This window comes from Hymenobacter aquaticus, assembly GCF_004765605.1.
GTDB lineage: Bacteria > Bacteroidota > Bacteroidia > Cytophagales > Hymenobacteraceae > Hymenobacter > Hymenobacter aquaticus.
In genome coordinates this window covers 1251105-1266798 of record NZ_SRLC01000001.1, presented here as the reverse complement: position 1 = coordinate 1266798, position 15694 = coordinate 1251105, and the positions used below count along the sequence as shown (strand labels likewise).

Annotated in this window: 12 protein-coding genes; 7 read left to right on the top strand and 5 right to left on the bottom strand. The window is 66.8% G+C overall.

Annotation, left to right across the window (positions count from 1 at the left end; all coding sequences use genetic code 11):
* The first annotated feature begins 48 nt into the window (after window positions 1–48).
* From E5K00_RS05135 to E5K00_RS05120, 4 genes are read left to right on the top strand one after another with little or no spacing between them, the layout of a single operon-like run.
* Window positions 49–1155: a PLP-dependent aminotransferase family protein gene (locus tag E5K00_RS05135; protein WP_135462182.1), complete on the top strand. Its 1107-nt coding sequence runs from the start codon at window positions 49–51 to the stop codon at window positions 1153–1155.
* A complete protein-coding gene (locus E5K00_RS05130) occupies window positions 1152–2063 on the top strand; it encodes a hypothetical protein (RefSeq protein WP_135462181.1) in 912 nt (303 codons plus the stop codon). The genes E5K00_RS05135 and E5K00_RS05130 overlap by 4 nt, the downstream gene beginning before the upstream one ends.
* Before the next feature lie 54 nt (window positions 2064–2117).
* On the top strand, window positions 2118–3563 hold the full coding sequence (locus tag E5K00_RS05125) for a dipeptidase (protein ID WP_135462180.1): 1446 nt from the start codon (window positions 2118–2120) through the stop codon (window positions 3561–3563).
* Window positions 3515–4339 (top strand): amidohydrolase family protein, encoded by an 825-nt coding sequence (locus E5K00_RS05120; RefSeq protein ID WP_135462179.1) that lies wholly within the window; start codon window positions 3515–3517, stop codon window positions 4337–4339. Before E5K00_RS05125 ends, E5K00_RS05120 begins: the two co-directional genes overlap by 49 nt.
* A 359-nt stretch (window positions 4340–4698) precedes the next feature.
* On the opposite strand, the gene E5K00_RS05115 is transcribed toward E5K00_RS05120, so the two are convergent.
* Window positions 4699–5967 carry a hypothetical protein gene (locus E5K00_RS05115; protein WP_135462178.1) on the bottom strand — a complete coding sequence of 423 codons (1269 nt, stop codon included), beginning with the start codon at window positions 5965–5967 and terminating at the stop codon, window positions 4699–4701.
* A 125-nt stretch (window positions 5968–6092) separates the two neighbouring features.
* Between E5K00_RS05115 and E5K00_RS05110 the strand changes: the two genes are divergently transcribed.
* The 3 genes from E5K00_RS05110 to E5K00_RS05100 all read left to right on the top strand — a co-directional run bounded on the left by E5K00_RS05110 (window position 6093) and on the right by E5K00_RS05100 (window position 9249).
* Complete coding sequence (locus E5K00_RS05110) at window positions 6093–7211, top strand: sensor histidine kinase (RefSeq protein WP_135462177.1); 1119 nt, start codon at window positions 6093–6095, stop codon at window positions 7209–7211.
* Window positions 7201–8325 (top strand): sensor histidine kinase, encoded by a 1125-nt coding sequence (locus E5K00_RS05105; RefSeq protein ID WP_135462176.1) that lies wholly within the window; start codon window positions 7201–7203, stop codon window positions 8323–8325. Before E5K00_RS05110 ends, E5K00_RS05105 begins: the two co-directional genes overlap by 11 nt.
* 222 nt (window positions 8326–8547) lie before the next feature.
* Complete coding sequence (locus E5K00_RS05100; RefSeq protein WP_135462175.1) at window positions 8548–9249, top strand: LytR/AlgR family response regulator transcription factor; 702 nt, start codon at window positions 8548–8550, stop codon at window positions 9247–9249.
* Window positions 9250–9409: 160 nt separating this feature from the next.
* Here the strand turns inward: E5K00_RS05100 and E5K00_RS05095 are convergent, their stop codons facing one another.
* The 4 genes from E5K00_RS05095 to E5K00_RS05080 all read right to left on the bottom strand — a co-directional run bounded on the left by E5K00_RS05095 (window position 9410) and on the right by E5K00_RS05080 (window position 15631).
* The gene (locus E5K00_RS05095) at window positions 9410–10771 is read right to left on the bottom strand and encodes a sigma 54-interacting transcriptional regulator (RefSeq protein WP_167856755.1); all 1362 of its coding nucleotides are present in this window, start codon (window positions 10769–10771) and stop codon (window positions 9410–9412) included.
* A gap of 354 nt (window positions 10772–11125) precedes the next feature.
* Window positions 11126–13642 (bottom strand): TonB-dependent receptor, encoded by a 2517-nt coding sequence (locus E5K00_RS05090; protein ID WP_135462173.1) that lies wholly within the window; start codon window positions 13640–13642, stop codon window positions 11126–11128.
* Window positions 13643–13901: 259 nt separating this feature from the next.
* Window positions 13902–14333 carry a MarR family winged helix-turn-helix transcriptional regulator gene (locus E5K00_RS05085; RefSeq protein WP_135462172.1) on the bottom strand — a complete coding sequence of 144 codons (432 nt, stop codon included), beginning with the start codon at window positions 14331–14333 and terminating at the stop codon, window positions 13902–13904.
* A 122-nt stretch (window positions 14334–14455) separates the two neighbouring features.
* Entirely contained in the window at window positions 14456–15631 is a 1176-nt protein-coding gene (locus E5K00_RS05080; RefSeq protein ID WP_135462171.1) for a serine hydrolase domain-containing protein, read from the bottom strand.
* Between the last annotated feature and the right edge of the window lie 63 nt (window positions 15632–15694).

Sequence of the window (15694 nt, the reverse complement as noted above, 5' to 3'; positions counted from 1 at the left end):
TGCCCCAGCGCGGCAGGGCGGCGGCCGTGGCTTTGCCGCCCACCCGCCATGGTTGATTTTACCTCGGCTCATTACCTGGGCTACCGCCCCGGGCCGCCGCCGGCCGGCTTGCCGCTGAGCACGGGCCGGCCGGCGGCCCTGCAGGAGCCTGACTGGCACCGCCGCGCGGCCCGGGAAGTGGCCCGGCGGCAGGGGCTGGAAGCGGGCTTGCTGGCGCCCTCGACCCTGCACCTGTTCTGGGACGTGCTGACGCTGGTGCCCCGCCGGGGCGTGGTCTTCATTGATGAGGCCATGTACCCGGTGGGGCAGTGGGGCGCGGCCCGGGCCGCGCTGCGGGGTCTGCCGGTGGTGCCCTTTGCCGCCAACAACCTGCCCCGGCTGGCCCGGCAGCTGCACGCCTACCGTCAGCAGGGCCGCCCCGCCTGGCTGCTCACCGACGGCTGGCAGCTGGCTGCGGAGCAACCCGCGCCCCTGAGCCGCTACCTACAGCTGCTGGCCCCCGACCCGCAGTCGGTGCTGCTCCTCGACGATACCCAGGCGTTTGGGGTGCTGGGCGCACGGGCCTCGGCCCGCCGGCCACTAGGGCAGGGTGGGGGCGGCTGCCTGCCGTATTTGGGCCTGCGCCACCCCAATGTTCTGACGATTACCTCGCTGGCCAAAGGGCTGGGGGTGCCGGTGGCGGTGCTGGCGGGCTCCCGGGCCTGGCTGGCGCGCTACGAGCAGGGCAGCCCGGTGCGGGTGCATACCAGCCCGGTGTCGAACTGGCACGCCTGGGCGGCGGCCGAGGCCCTGCGCCACGATGCCCGGCACGGCGAGCCGGCCCGGCGGCGGCTGGCGGGCCGCATCGGGCAGTTGCGGCGGGGGCTGGGCGCGGCGGGCATCCGGCTGCGGGGCGGCTGGTTTCCGGTGCAGAAGCTGGTGCTGCCCCGGGCCTCGGCTAGTCTGGGCCTCTACCAGCTGCTGCGGGAGCGGGGCTTTCAGCCGCTGCTGCTCGCCGACCCGGCCCGGCCCGCGGTGCCCCAGGTAGCATTCTGCCTGCGCGCCGACCACCGGCCGGAAGACCTGACCCGCCTGATCGAGCAGCTCACCCACCTGAGGCGCACCACCAACTGGTTTGCGCCGGCTTTTCATTCTCAACCCCTGCTTTTGCCATGACCCTGCACCTGCTGCCCCTCGCCCCCAGTGCCAACCGCCGCCCCGCGTCCGCGCCGTCGTCCGAGCCGAACCGGGCTACCGTGTACACCCGGGGCGGCGAAACCCTGCGCGTACCGCTGCGGCCGGCTCCCGCCGGGGCGGCTGGGTGCGCCGGCCACCCCGAGCTACAAGTGGTGCGCTGGCTGCAGCGCCGCGCCGCCGCCGAGCCCGGCTTCCCGGCCCGGGTGCGCAGCGTGCTGCTGGTGGTCAGCCAGGGCGGCTGCCCGCTGTGCCGGGGCGCGCTGCAGCGCTTCCTGAACCGGTTTCGGCTCGACACGACTCTGCGGGTGGTTCGCACTAATCCGCACCCGGCGGGGTGCCGCTGCGGCTGCCGGCACTGCCGGGCCCAGGCGCGGCCGGGGCTGGATAGGCGACTTGCCGAGGCCGGATTGCAGCGCGAAGATTCGTACCCGCCGCTGCCTTCGCCGGGTATTCCGGAGGGCGACGGGCAAGGGCCCTCGGTGGGCAACAGCCTCCACGCCACGGCCCACGCGGCGCGCCGGGCTGCCGAGGCCGAAGCCGCCCGCCGCAACGCCGCCAGCCCGAAGGTAAACGCCCGGTTTCGGTACCGCGTGGCCCACCACGGGGCCAAGCAGCCCCTCGACGCCCCGCACTACCACGTCATTGATGAGCAGGGCCGCCAGGTGTCGGGCCATTTCTTCTACGGCCGCCAGCCCATCCGGGCCCAGAAGAAAGACCGGCCCACCGCCCCGCCCTACGACCGGCATACGCCGTACCCCGGCGCCGACCCGGCCACCAGCTACAGCCAGTACCGCACCGAGTGGCACGGGGCCCGCGCCAACAAGGCCGAGGGCCGGCAGCGCCGCCGGCTGCAAAAAGGCTACGAGCTGGAAGCGGCGGGCTGGTGAGGCCCGGGGCGACTGACATGCTGTTGAGCTGGCCTGCTACCTAACTTTTTGCGCATGAAAACCGCGTCGGCGCCTTTTACACACTACTCGCCGGCCTGGGCGCGCAAAACGCTGGCGGAGCTGCGGGAGCTGGTTGGGTTTGCCAGCATCAGCACCGCGCCGGGCGCGGCCGGGGCCGTGCGCGCCTGCGCCGAGTGGCTGGCCCGCCATCTGCGCGGCCTGGGGCTGGAGGGCGTGCGGGTGTTTCGCACGCCGGGCCACCCCATCGTGTACGCCGAAAAAACGGGGCTGCCCGGCCGGCCCACGCTGCTGATTTACGGCCACTACGACGTGCAGCCCGTCGAGCCGGCCGCCGCCTGGACGGTGCCGCCCTTCGGCGGGCTGGTGCGCGGCCCGCGGCTCTACGGGCGCGGCGCTTCCGACGACAAGGGCCAGTTTTTCGTCCACCTCAAAGCCCTGGAGCTGCTGCTGGCCCAGGGAGAAACCCTGCCGCTGAACGTGAAGATTCTGCTGGAAGGCGAGGAGGAAATCGGCAGCCCGAACCTGGGGGCGTTTATCCGGGCCCACCGCCGCCTGCTGCGCGCCGACTGGGCCCTGCTCTCGGATACCAACCTGCTGTCGGCCGGGCAACCGGCCCTGACCTACGGCCTGCGCGGCTCCCTGGCCGCCGAGCTGACCGTAACCGGCCCGCCGGCCGAGCTGCATTCGGGTGTGTTTGGTGGGGCCGTGCTCAACCCCTTACAGGCCCTGACGACGCTGCTGGCCGCCCTGCACGACGAACACGGGCGGGTGGCCATTCCCGGCTTTTACGAACCCGTGCAACCCGCTGCCGCGGCCGAGCGGGCCTACCTGCGGCGCTACGGGCCCGCCGATGCCCAGCTGCTGCGCGAGGCCCGGGTGGCGCGGGGGTGGGGCGAGCCGGGCTACACCCTGTACGAGCGCACCGTGCTGCGGCCTTCCCTGAGTATCACGGGGCTGAGCGGCGGCTTCCAGGGCGAAGGCGTGCAGTCGATAGTGCCGGCCCGGGCCTCGGCCAAGCTCAGCTTCCGGTTGGCTGAGGGGCAGGACCCGTACCGGGTGGAAGAGCAGCTGCGGGCCTATCTGCGCCGCCGCACGCCGCCCCAGGTGCGGGCCACGCTCCGGGCCCAGCTGCACGCGCCGCCCTACACCGTGGCCCCCGCGCTGCCCGTGATGCGGGCCGCCGCCCAGGCCTACGCCCACGGCTTCGGGCGGCCGCCGGTGCTCCAACGCTCGGGCGGCACCATTCCGGTGGTCAGCCTGCTGGAGCAGCATTTGGGTATCCCGACGGTGCTCATGGGCTTCGGCCTGCCCGACGACCACAAGCACGGGCCCGACGAGTTTCTGCACCTGCCCAACTTCTGGCGCGGCATCCAGACCAGCCTGTTTTTTCTGCGCCGCCTCGGCCAGCTCACTTCTTCTTCCTGTCGGCTATGCTCATCATCGACTGCCACTGCCACGCGGGCCAGGGCGACGGCCTGACCGGCCCCTGGGACACCGACGCGCCCCTGGAGCCCTACCTGGCCTGGGCCGACGAGGCCGGGATTCAGCGCACGGTGCTCTTCGCCGCCTTTCACTCCGACTACGCCGTGGCCAACCGCCAAGTGGCCCGGCTGGTGCGCCGGCAGCCCGAGCGGTTCTACGGGTTTGCCTTCGTGCACGCCCAGCGCGACCGGGGCCGCATCCGGCAGCTGGTCACGGAAGCGGTGCAGCAGTACGGCTTCTGCGGCATCAAGTGCCACCGCTTCGACGCGCGCATCAGCCGCGAAATCTGCGACGTGGCCCGGGCCTTTCGCCTGCCGGTGCTCTACGACGTGGTGGGCGAAATTGCGGTGGTGGAGCTGCTGGGTGAGCAGTACCCCGACGTGAACTTCATCATCCCGCACCTGGGCTCCTTTTCCGACGACTGGCGGGCCCAGGCCGGCCTTATCGACCACCTGGTGCGCTTTCCCAACATCTACACCGATACCAGCGGGGTGCGGCGCTTCGACATTCTGCGGCGGGCCGTGGACCGGGCCGGGGCCCACAAGTTTCTGTTTGGCTCGGATGGGCCCTGGCTGCACCCCGGCGTGGAGCTGGCCAAAATCAGGGCCCTGCACCTGAGCCCGGCCGAAACCCGGCAGGTAGTGGCCCAGAACCTGCTGGGGCTGCTGGCCCAGGTGCGGCCCGCGCCGCCGGCCGCCGTGCTGCGCCGCGTGGCCGTGCCCGCCGCCGAGCTGGCCCAGGAGTGGCGCGACCCGTGGCTGGTGCGCCCCTGAGCGGCAGCCGGGCCCGGCTGCCGCTCCTGTAGAAGTGCTGTACCTTATTCCAGGAAAAAAGAAAAATAAGGTACAGCGGGTGTACCCTATTCTGACGGAAAAGAAAAATAAGGTACAGCGGGTGTACCTTATTCCGGCGAAAAAGAAAAATAAGGTACAAGGATGTTTGCCACCCCCGCCTGCGCCCCCCTGCGGGCTGTCTGCTCCTATCCCAGCCGTCATGCAGAGCATGTGGCGCATCAAGCCAGGGACGAAGCAGCTCGCGGGCAATGGTAATCAGATTACTCTGGCAACCTCAGCACGCGAGATTCCTCACTCTGTTCGGAATGACGTTCCTGTGGACTTACGGTCCAGAAACCCTAATACGGGCGGCTGGCGGTGGTTTCGGGAATGATGACCATGTAGTCGTAGTCCTGTAGCACGGTGGCCAGCGTCTGGTTGCTCACTTTCAGGCGGCCGGCCAGCAGGTAGCGGCGCAGGGGGCGCAGGTCGAACACCTGCCAGGCGCCGGCCGTGGAGGTGGCGGCGGCGAAAGGCTGCACCATTTGCTCCGCGTCGTTGGCGTACCGGATGCCGGGCTTGCTCAGATCGTCGGGGTTGGGCATGCCGGCTTTCAGGCCCTGCTTGCCGATGATGAAGATGTGCAGGCTTTTCTGGTCGTGCACGTCGGTCAGGTTCACGGCCAGGTTGCCCACGTCGTACACGCCGCCAATCAGGCTGGCGCCCCGCCCCACGTGGGCCGCCCCAAACTTGAACAGCATCTTGGGCAGGGGCTGGCCGGGCTGGTCGTAGGGGCGCAGGCTGGCCAGCAGGCTGCGCTTCATCAGGTTGATGCGCGTCTGGTGGCTCTTGGCGCCCTGCGTCTGGTTCAGGGCATAAATTTCGCTGCTCAGGGCAAAGTCGCGCACCATCTGCTGCACCTGCGGCCCTTCCTGCCGGGTGAGGGCGCGCAGGCTGTCGAGGGCCGAAGGGCGCTGGTAAATGCTGAACGTATTGGTGCCCCGCACCAGCGCGGCGCGGTCCTGGGCCTGGTAGGCGGCGGCGCGGCGTTGCAGCTCGGCGCGCACCGGCTTGCTTTTGGCCTGCGCGGCCATGCGCCCAAACAGGCTGCCCGTGCTCATCATGCTCACCTGGTCGATGCCGATAATCGTGGCGTTCTGGGCGCGCAGGGCGCGGGCCAGCTCAAACTCCTCGGCCCAGCTGTAGAACGACAGACTCATGGCGTGCTGCTGGTTGTAGGCCGTGGGCAGGCCCGGCTGGGCGGCCAGGCGGCTCAAATCCTGGGCCTGGTACTGGTCGATTTCGGCCACGTACAGGGCCGGCTTCAGCTCCCGGGCCACGGCCGTGGCAAACCCGGGAATCTGGGCCATGCCGTGGTCTTCGCCGATAAGTACCAGCTGGCTTTTCTGAATGTCCTGTTGCAGGCGCGCCCAGCCGGGCCCGGCCAGCTCGGTGCCGTTGGCCGTCAGGGCGAAGGTGTTTTTGCGCAGCAGGCGGACAAACGTCGTGTCGGTTTCCTGGGCCCGGGCCTGGCCGACCAGCCCGGCGCTCAGGAGCAGGGCGGCGGCTACGCGGCGGGCGGTGGGGGCGGCAGAAAAGCAGGGGCGGAGAAAAGAAAAGAAGCGCATGAGGTCTTGGTTTGGCAGAGGAAGAAGATCTGGACCAAAGAAATTACGCAGCTTTAGGGGCCCGAACTTTATTCGACCAAGTAACCGCCCCACACCACCAAAGCGGGAAGTGGTCTGCCTTTTTTATGCCCGAAACCCTGGCCGGCCCCGGCTTCCGCTGGCAACGCCTGAGCGCCCGTACCACCGCCATCCTGCTGCAAGTGCTGCTCTGGAGCCTGCTCTGGGGCTTCTACGTGCTCTGGAACAGCCGGCCCAACTACCACTTCGCCGGCCCCATCTGGCCCCTGGTGCTGATGCAGCTCGGCTTTGCCGTCGTGCTGTTCAACGGCCTGGTGTACCTCATTATTCCGCGCTGGCTGCTGCGGGGGCGGGGGTGGCTGGCCCTGGCCGGGGCCCTGGTGCTGATCTACGGCTACCGGATCTGGATGTACCTGGGCGCCCGCCTCACCGAGGCCTACGTGCCCATCGACCCGGTGCTGCGCCGCACCCTGCACGGCTTCTACGTGGCCGGCTTCCCGGCCGACCTTGTCCGGTTTACGCCCATGCTGGCGTCCTTCGTCGGGATGCTGGCTCCGATGCTGTTTCCGCTGGTGGTCAGCTTTCTGGCCTACGCCCTGGTCGTGGACCGGCGGCGGCTGGCCCTGGAGCGCGACTTTCTGCACCTGGAGCGCAGCTACCTCAAAGCCCAGATCAACCCGCAGTTTCTGTTCAACACGCTCGGCACGCTCAACACGATGACCCACGCCCGCGACCCGCGCGCCGGCGACGTGGTGCTGCACCTGGCCGATTTGATGCGCTACACCCTCTACGAAACCGACGCGGAGCGCGTGCCCCTAAGCCGGGAGCTGGAGTTTCTGGACGACTACCTGGCCCTGGAGCACCTGCGCCGCCCGGCCACGGCCACCATCACCCACGAGGTCAGCGGGGAGGCGGCCGGCCAGCAGATTGCGCCCCTGCTGCTGCACCCGTTTCTGGAGCGGCTGTTTGCCGGCCAGGAGGCGGCTTTGGCCGGCCCCGTCACGTTCCGGAGCCGCGTGCTGGTGCGGCCCGAGGCCGTGGAGCTGCACCTGGAGCGGGCCAGCGCCGCGCCCTGGCCGCAGCCCTACGCCACCGATGCCGCCATTGGGGCGGCACGCCGCCGCTTGCAGCTGCAATACCCCGGGCAGCACACCGTGGAGCTGACCGAAGACGCCGGGCGCGTGCGCCTTCACCTCACCCTTATGCTTACCCCCCATGTACGCTAACCTGGCCGGGTGGCGGGCCCGCACGTTGCCGCCCGCCCTGGCCCGTATCGGGGTGCCGGTGCTGTGGTGGAGCCTGTTTGTGGCCTACGAGTTCTTCGTGTTCAGCGGCTGGCAGGAACCGCCGGTCGTCACCTGGGGCTTCGTGGCGAAAGACACGCTGGCGACGCTGGCGGGCTACTATTTCTTTGCCTACGTGGTGCTGCCCCGGTTTCTGCTGCGCCGGCGCTGGCTGCTCACGGTTCTGGGGCTGCTGGCTATTTACTACGGCTGGAGCGCGCTGTCGTACGCCTTCTACGCCCTGCTCGACTCCCGGGGCCTGGTGTCGGCCAACGCCCACGACTACGTGCACCGCTACCTCGACTACGGCCTCTGGGGCGGCATCTTCGCCTGGCGCGCCGTCAGCATGGGCCTCAGCGACTTCACCGTGACGGTGCTGCCCGCCGTGCTGGTGCGCTTCGGGCAGTTTCTGCTCACGACCAGCAACCAGAGCTTGCGCCAGCAGCGCGAAAACCTGAACCTGGAAGTCAGCTTCCTCAAGGCCCAGGTCAACCCGCACTTTCTCTTCAATACGCTCAACAACATCTACACGATGGTGGTGAAGCAGGACGCGCGCGCCCCCACGATGGTGCAGCACCTCACCGACCTGATGCACTACACCGTCTATGAGTCGGATGCCGCGCGGGTGCCCCTGAGCCGGGAAGTAGCGTTTCTGGACGACTACCTGGAGCTGGAACGCCTCCGCTACGGCCGCCACGTGAGCATCCGCTACGAGAAGTCGGGGCCGCTGGCGCGGTTTGGCCTCACGCCGCTACTGTTCTTTCCCTTTGTCGAAAATGCCTTCAAGCACGGCGTCGACAGCAGCCTTGAGGCCAGCTGGGTGCACATTACCCTGGCCGTGCGGGGCGAGGAGCTGCACTTCGAGGTGCGCAACAGCCTCGCGCCCGGGGCCCCGCCGCGCGCGTTTGGCGGCGTGGGCGTGGCCAACGTGCAAAAGCGCCTGGCTCTGCACTACGCGCCCCAGGACTACCAGCTTCGCCTCGGCCCCGAGCCCGATAACACCTACCGCGTGGCCCTGGTGCTACGCCTGCACCCGGCCTTTCCTTTGTCATCCTGAACGAAACGAAGTGGAGTGAAGGACCTTCCTCTCCTCAGTGATAAGCCCAAATCAACGTGATGCAGCCCTTTTTGCCGCAGCAACAAAAGGCTGGGTTACATTGAATACACTTCAGTGGGATATGGGAGGAAGGTCCTTCGCAAAAGCTCAGGATGACAGACCAGCAACCAGCAACCAACAATCAACAACCAACAACCAGCAACCAACAACAAGCAACTCCCCATGATTAACTGCCTGATTATCGACGACGAGCCCTTCGCCCGGGAGCTGCTCGAAGGCTACGTCGCCCAGATTCCCGGCCTGCACCTGCTGGCCAGCTGCGGGCACGTGTTCGAGGCGTTGGAGGTGCTCCAGCAGCAGAAAGTTGACCTGATTTTCTCCGACATCAACATGCCCCAGGTCAACGGCATCGAGTTTATCCGCTCCCTGCACAACCCGCCCTACGTGGTGTTCGTCACGGCCTACCCCAACTTCGCCCTCGAAGGCTTCGAGCTCGACGCCCTCGACTACATCGTGAAGCCGGTTTCGTTTCCGCGCTTCCTCAAGGCCGTCAACAAGGCCCGCCAGATCATCGAGAGCCGCCCCGCCGCCCCGGCCCCGCCCGAGCCGCAGTTCCTGTTCGTGAAGGAAGGCCACTCGTTGCAGCGCGTGCTCTTCGACGAAATCTACTACATCGAGGGCATGAAGGACTACATCAAAATCATCCTCAAAGACCGGATTATCGTCACCTACCTGCGCATGAGCCGCGTCGAAGACCAGCTGCCGGCCTCGCGCTTCACCCGCATCCAGAAGTCCTACATCGTGCGCATGGACGCCATCCGGGCCATCAGCGGCAACGAAGCCGAGCTCTACGACCTGCGCGAGAAGCTGCCCATCGGCAAGCAGCACAAGGAGGCGTTGCTGGCGCGGTTTGGGTTGAGCTAAGAAGGAAGTGGCCCTAACAGAACGTCATGCTGAGCGAAGCCGAAGCATCTCTACCGCTCCGAAAAAAAGCTTCTAACAGCGCGGTAGAGATGCTTCGGCAAGCTCAGCATGACAATTCCCAAACACGCTCTTAAGCGCGAATACGACCCTGTTACTCCTGCTACCCCGCCACTTCCGGCTCGCCGCGCCTATGCATCTGCAGGATTCGCTCACTGCAGCCCAGGCGGTGGGCGGCCAGCTTCAGGTTGCCGTTTTCGTGGGTAATGGCTACTTTCTTGGCTATTTCCGTCACCTGGTCCTTGATTTCCTTCAGGCCCAGACCCTGGTAGAGCAGGCTTTTCACGCCGGCTTCTAGGTCGTTGCCCGGCAGGCCGGGGCCCAGGCGGGCAAAGTCGGGCCAGTCGGAGCGCGGAATGTCGCCGATGGTAATGGGCCCCTCGCCCAGGTGCTTGTTGGCAATGCGGTTGATGAGTTGCTGCAGCTCGCGCACGTTGCCGGGGTAGTCGCGCAGGAGCAGGAAGTCGTACACCTGCCGGTCGACGGGCTGGTAGATGTGGTGCTGGTGGCGAAAAAAGTGCTCGGCCAGCACCACGATGTCCTCCTTTCGCTCGCGTAGGGGCGGCAGCTGGCACGTCCAGCCCGACACGCGGTAGTACAGATCCTGGCGGAACGTGCCCTTGTGCACCTCGGCCAGCAGGTCGCGGTTGGTGGCGCTGACCAGCCGGAAGCTGGCTTTGCGCCAGGTGTTGCTGCCCACCCGCTTGTAGGTGCCTTCCTGCAGGGCCCGCAGCAGCTCGGCCTGCAGGGGCAGGGGCAGCTCGCCCAGCTCGTCCAGAAACAGCGTGCCCTCGTGGGCCAGGGCCAGAGCTCCGTCGCGGGTGCTGATGGCGTTGGTAAACGCGCCTTTCTCGTGGCCAAACAGCTCCGAGCCCGACAGGCCCGGAATCAGGTTGGTGCAGTCCACCACCACACAGTCGCGCTTGTCGGGGCGGGGGTCGAGCTGGTGAATCTCCTGGGCCACGAGCTCCTTGCCCGTGCCGCTTTCCCCCATAATCAGCACCTGGCAGTTGCTCAGGGCCATATCCACCAGCTGGCGCAGGGTGTTGAGCCAGCAGCGGCTGGTGCCCACCATGCGCTGCTGCAGGTAGGCCACTTTTTCCTCCTGAGTTTGCCAGTACTGCAGGCGCGAAAGAACAATCTGCACCGGCTTCTCGACCTCAAACCACGAAAACACCTCCACTACGCCGCTGCGCAGCAGGGCCCAGGTGGTGGAAGTCGGCAGCAGGCTCACGGCCACGGCAATGATTTTGGTGTCGGCGTAGAGGGTGAAGGCCTCCAGGGTTTCCTGAATGTCTTCCAGGGCGGCCTGGTGGTCGAGAAAGATGATGCCCGCGCCCCGGGGCGTGTCGTCCAGGTGCAGGGCCCGCAGCTCCAGGCCCGCCTGCTCCAGCGGGCCCAGAATCTTGAGCAGCCGCTCGTGGTGGCTGGTAAACGGCTTAAACCAGACGGTGTAATCAGCCATGGCAAAGAAGATGGTTGCGGGCCAGAAGCGTGGCCCGGGACGGCACGGGCAGCCATTGCTGCCGACATTCTTTGCAATAGGGTAGGGCGGAAGCCAGCGAAAACCGGCGGAAACCAATGGAAACCAATGGAAACCAACGCCGCCGGAGAGCTGGCTGCAACTGGACAGTTGGCGGGCAGAGCTGCCGCAAATCGGGCAGGGAGCAAGTATGAAGATACGCAATTGTGCATTGATATAGAATAACATATATATGTGGTCGGGGCCGGGGGAGCAAAAAAAGGCCGCGCCCCTAAGCAGGATGCGCGGCCGGTAATGGGCAGCTCGGCAAAGAAATGCGGCGGATGCGGTGGGCGGCTACGAGCCGCCGGCCCGGCGCTTCTCGTCTTCGGCCCCGCCGCTGCGGCGGCGCGAAGGCGCCAGCTTGTCGTTGCCGAAGCGGTAGGTGAAGGCCAGGGTGGCCACCCGGAAGTCGCCGCGCTGGTAGAAGCGCTCCACGTAGTTGTCGTAGGTCGAAGTGGCCCGGATGGCGCCGGTGTAGAAGGCGTCCGTCACGTTGAGCTTCAGGTTGCCTTTCCGCTCCCACAGGCTTTTCTGCAGGCCGAAAGCCACCTGCCCCAGCGGCCGGGTGTCGAAGAAGCCCGACAGCTCCCGCGACTGGTACTCGCCGTTCAGGTCGGCGCTCCAGCCCTTGCCGAAGGTGAAGGTGCTGTTGCTGCTCAGCGTAAAGGCCGGGCGGGCGTTGTTGCGGCCCAGCGTCGTGCCCACGATTGAGCCCACGTAGCGGTTGTAGTAGAACACGCCGTTGTTGTACACGCTCCACCACTTGGTCAGCTCCACGGGGGCCGTCAGCGTCAGGGCGTAGTAGTACTGGGTGCCCAGGTTCTGGCTGGTCGACACCACGGTGCGACTGTTCACCGAGTCGGGCTGCACCGTGCCGATGATGGGGTTGTCGGTGCGGCTGTAGCTCACGCCCAGGCTGTATTTCTGCTTGTAGGTGTGGGTCAGCTCCACGTTGTAGCTGGTCTGGGGCCGCAGGTCCTTGTTGCCCGCCCCGTAGGTAGTGGCGTCGATGTAGGAGCGGAAGGGGTTGAGCTGGTTGTAGGAGGGCCGGTCGATGCGGCGGCTCAAGGACACGGAGGCCTCGTGCTGGTCGGTGAAGGTGTGCTTGACGGCCGCGCTGGGAAACAGCTGGAAGTAGTTGCGGCGGAAGCCCGGCTCCACGCCCGCCTGCAGCACGTCCTGCTGGCCCACGGCCTTGGTTTGCTCGCCCCGCAGGCCCGCCTGCAGCGTCCACCTGGGCAGGGTGTGGTTCACATTCACGTAGGCCGCGTTGATGTTTTCGTCGTAGCGGAAGCGGTTCGAGGTGTTCGGGTCGCGCACCAGTGTGTTCAACTCCACGGTGCCGTCGGGCCGCTCCGGGGGAATGCGGAACTCCACGTCGTTGTCGGAGTGCACCCAGCTGGCCTTGGCCCCGGCTTCCAGGCGCGTCTGCTTGCCGAGCGGGTGGGTGTAGTCGGCCTTCACCGACTGAATCGTGAGCAGGCCTTCCTGGTCGCCGTAGCGCTTCATAAACAGCTCCACGGGCGTCTGGTCGCGGTAGGTGTCCAGAAATTGCCGGCGGCGCGTGGTATAGCGGGCGTAGTCGGCGTCGGCCGTCAGCTCCCGGGTGCCCACCGAGTCGGCGAAGGTATGCTTGAAGTTGAGGTTGCCGGCCACGTTGGGAAAGGAAGCATTCCGGTCGTTGGTCGAGTTGTAGCCCCGCAGCGGGTTGCCGCCGGCGTCGGTCAGGGTGGTCAGGTTGGTGCCGTCCTGCCAGCTGCGGGTTTGCAGCCCGTTCACCGTGGCGCCCAGCACCGTGCGGTCCGAGAGGTTGTAGTCGATGCCCACTTTCCAACTGTGGGCCTGGTTGTGGCCCACGCTGTAGTTGTCCTGGTCGGTGCTGCCGTCGTAGCGCTTGCCCTGGTCGGCGGGCACGTAAAAGTCGCGGTGAATGGTCAGGGCCCCGTAGTTGCGCCGGTTGGTGTAGGTATACGAGCCGAAGGTGTTGGTTTTTTTGGTGCGGTGGTTCAGCGTCAGGCCCGAGCTGAACTTGCCGAAGCGCCCCCGCCCGTAGCTGCTGCTCAGGCTGCCGTTGGTGCCCACGCGCTGGTCTTTTTTCAGGTTGATGGCAATGATGCCCGCGCTGCCCTGGGCCTCGTACTTGGCCGGCGGGTTGGTAATGAGCTCAATGCTCTTGAGCTGTTCGGCCGGCAAGGCCCGCAGGTAGTCGGCCAGTTCCGAGCCGGTCATGGGCTGGCGCTTGCCGTCGATGAGCACCAGCACGCCCTGCCGCCCCCGCAGCCCGATGTTGTCGTTGCCGTCCACCGTCACGCCCGGCGAGCGGCTGAGCACGTCCAGGGAGGTATTGCCGGCGGCCAGCGTCGAGCCTTCCACGTTCACGATGGTACGGTCGGCTTCCCGCTCAAACAGCGGCTTCTGGCCCACCACGGTCACTTCTTTCAGGGTGGTGGCCCCGCTGGCCGGCAGCGTCAGCACGGGCAAGGCCACGGTTTCGGCCCCGACGGTAAAGGCCTGGCTCCAGGTGCGCACGAAGCCCACCTGCGCGGCCGACACCAGGTAGCTGCCCGCCGCCGTCTGCTCGAAGCGGAAAGCGCCTTTCTCGTCGCTGAACTCCGACTTGACCACCGTCGAGTCGGTGGCGCGGTGCAGGGTCACGGTGGCGTAGTCGATGGGGGCCCCGCTGGCGGCCGTGAGCTGGCCGGTAACGGTGGCGCGGGTTTGGGCCAGGGCCCCGGTGCTCAGCAGCAAACTGCCGAGCAGCAGCAGCCGAAGGGAAGGCTGCGGGAGCCGTCCGGGCAGGAGTGGTTTCATAGGAAAAAGCAGGGTTGAGGCTAACGCGCTGAGGATTCAGCCACCGGCCCGCCAGGGGGAGCCGTCGGCGTTAAGCGGAAACTGTTCGTCGCTACCCAAGTGGGTCGGCCGGGCCCACCGCCCCCTACCCGTGGCCGACGGGAGTAGGGGCAGTAGTACGAAGTATTTCGTATCAAACATACGAAGAGTTTCGTATATTCAACTGGTCGGATGAATATTTTTTCAGTGTCCCGCCTCCCGCTGCTGCTTTGACCCGGGGCTAGGCAGGCGGGGTGCAGTTGCGGTAAATGCGTTCCAGCAGCTCCTGCAGCACGGCCGTATCGGCGGCCGAGAGGCCCTGCAGGGCAATGCCCCGGTTGCTGAGCACGATGGGCTGCACCGCGTCCAGGATGCGCTGGCCTTCTTCGGTTACGCGCAGCTGGGTGCGGCGCCCGTCGTAGGCCAGGGCTTCGGCCGCCAGCAGGCCCCGCTCGGTCAGCAAACGGATGATGCGGGCCACGGAGGCCTGGTCCTTGAAGACCCGGTCGCCGATTTCGGTTTGGGTGAGGTCGTCGTTTTCCAGAATCACGCGCAGCACCAGCCACTGGTCGATGGTAATGGCGATGCCGGCCCGGTCGATGTTGGCCTGGGCAAAGCGCCGGTATTGCTTGATGGCCTTGTCGAGCGAGTAGAAGAGTACATTGGAGAGCATGTGGAGGAAATCCAGCGGTAGTAGATAGATGTATGATATATCATGAAGGTTGCCTCATGATGCAAAGATTTTTCGTTACCCGCCGAAAAGCGGGGAAAAAGGGGCCGTCGGGGCCAGCCACGCTAGTTGGCCGTGAGGGCACCCAGCACCCGTTTGATGAGCTCGTTGGGGCTGCCGTTGTGCCAGCGCCACACGATGACTAGGTCGTGCTCGGGGTCAATCCAAATCGTGTTGGAGCCCGCGCCCAGGGCGGCGTAGCTGCTGGCCGGGGCGTCGGGCCAGGCCTTGCGCTGGGAGTTGAGCCACCAGAGGTAGCCGTAGTCGGGGCCGGGGCCGCCGGGCGTGGTGGCCTGCCGCACCCAGGCGGCAGGCACGATTTGCCGGTTTTGCCAGCGGCCCTGGCGCAAAAACAGGTAGCCGAACCGGGCCTCGTCGCGACTGCTGATCCACAGGCCGCCGCCCCAGCGCGTGCCCCCGCTGACCGAGGCCATCGGCTGGCCGTCAATCTGGACGGTGGAATTGGCGTAAGGCACCCACTGCCAGGAATTGGAGGCGCCGATGGGCTGCATGATTTCGGTGCGGAATACCTCGGGCAGGGGCCGGCGCCAGAGCTCCAGCAGCGACAGGGCGAAGCGGTTGATGCGCACGTCGTTGTACTCGTAGTAGGTGCCGGGGGCCTGCAACGCGCGCGGTTTCCGCTCGCCCTTGCCGAAGGCCTCGTGGCCCACAAAGTCGGCGTTTTTACCCCACAGCGAGCCTTCCCACTCGCTGCTCTGGCGCACGTGGTGCTCCCAGGTCACCGGCTTATTCTGCTCCGAGTCGTAGCCGCCGTCGTGGATATAGTTGGCCACCGGGTCGTGAATGTCCCGGATCAGGCCCTTTTCCAGGGTGAGGCCCAGCAGGGTCGACAGCACGCTTTTGGCCACGCTGTAGGTCGGGTCGGCCTGCTCGGTGTCGCCCCATTCGGCCACGATATAGCCGTGGCGCAGAATCAGGCCGTTGGTAGCGGCCCGGGAGGCGGGCAAGGGGCCCAGGGGCGTCCCGAAAATATCGGCCTGGGTGGAGAAGCTCGGTGTCATCTGGGTCGTTTCCTGCTGCCGGGCCCAGGCTACGGCCTGCTGCAGGCGGGCGGCGTCGAAGCCGGCTTGCGCGGGCTTTTGGCGCTGCCAGCCCTTGCCCGGACCGGGGTAGTAAGTGGCCGTAGCAGTTGATGTTGAAGCCGGCGTTTGGGGCGGGCGGGAGCAGGCCAGGGCGGGCAGCAGCACGAGCAGCGGCAGGTAGGCGCGGAGCAGTTTCATAGGCGGGACGAACAGCGGGGCCCGGCAAGCTACGAAACCTAAAGGAGGGCGGAGCCGCGCAGA

Bases quoted from the DNA above. Each gene is read 5' to 3' on its own strand.
- E5K00_RS05135 (WP_135462182.1), top strand. From the start codon at position 49: ATGGTTGATTTTACCTCGGCTCATTACCTGGGCTACCGCCCCGGGCCG.
- E5K00_RS05130 (WP_135462181.1), top strand. From the start codon at position 1,152: ATGACCCTGCACCTGCTGCCCCTCGCCCCCAGTGCCAACCGCCGCCCC.
- E5K00_RS05125 (WP_135462180.1), top strand. From the start codon at position 2,118: ATGAAAACCGCGTCGGCGCCTTTTACACACTACTCGCCGGCCTGGGCG.
- E5K00_RS05120 (WP_135462179.1), top strand. From the start codon at position 3,515: ATGCTCATCATCGACTGCCACTGCCACGCGGGCCAGGGCGACGGCCTG.
- E5K00_RS05115 (WP_135462178.1), bottom strand. From the start codon at position 5,967: ATGCGCTTCTTTTCTTTTCTCCGCCCCTGCTTTTCTGCCGCCCCCACC.
- E5K00_RS05110 (WP_135462177.1), top strand. From the start codon at position 6,093: ATGCCCGAAACCCTGGCCGGCCCCGGCTTCCGCTGGCAACGCCTGAGC.
- E5K00_RS05105 (WP_135462176.1), top strand. From the start codon at position 7,201: ATGTACGCTAACCTGGCCGGGTGGCGGGCCCGCACGTTGCCGCCCGCC.
- E5K00_RS05100 (WP_135462175.1), top strand. From the start codon at position 8,548: ATGATTAACTGCCTGATTATCGACGACGAGCCCTTCGCCCGGGAGCTG.
- E5K00_RS05095 (WP_167856755.1), bottom strand. From the start codon at position 10,771: ATGGCTGATTACACCGTCTGGTTTAAGCCGTTTACCAGCCACCACGAG.
- E5K00_RS05090 (WP_135462173.1), bottom strand. From the start codon at position 13,642: ATGAAACCACTCCTGCCCGGACGGCTCCCGCAGCCTTCCCTTCGGCTG.
- E5K00_RS05085 (WP_135462172.1), bottom strand. From the start codon at position 14,333: ATGCTCTCCAATGTACTCTTCTACTCGCTCGACAAGGCCATCAAGCAA.
- E5K00_RS05080 (WP_135462171.1), bottom strand. From the start codon at position 15,631: ATGAAACTGCTCCGCGCCTACCTGCCGCTGCTCGTGCTGCTGCCCGCC.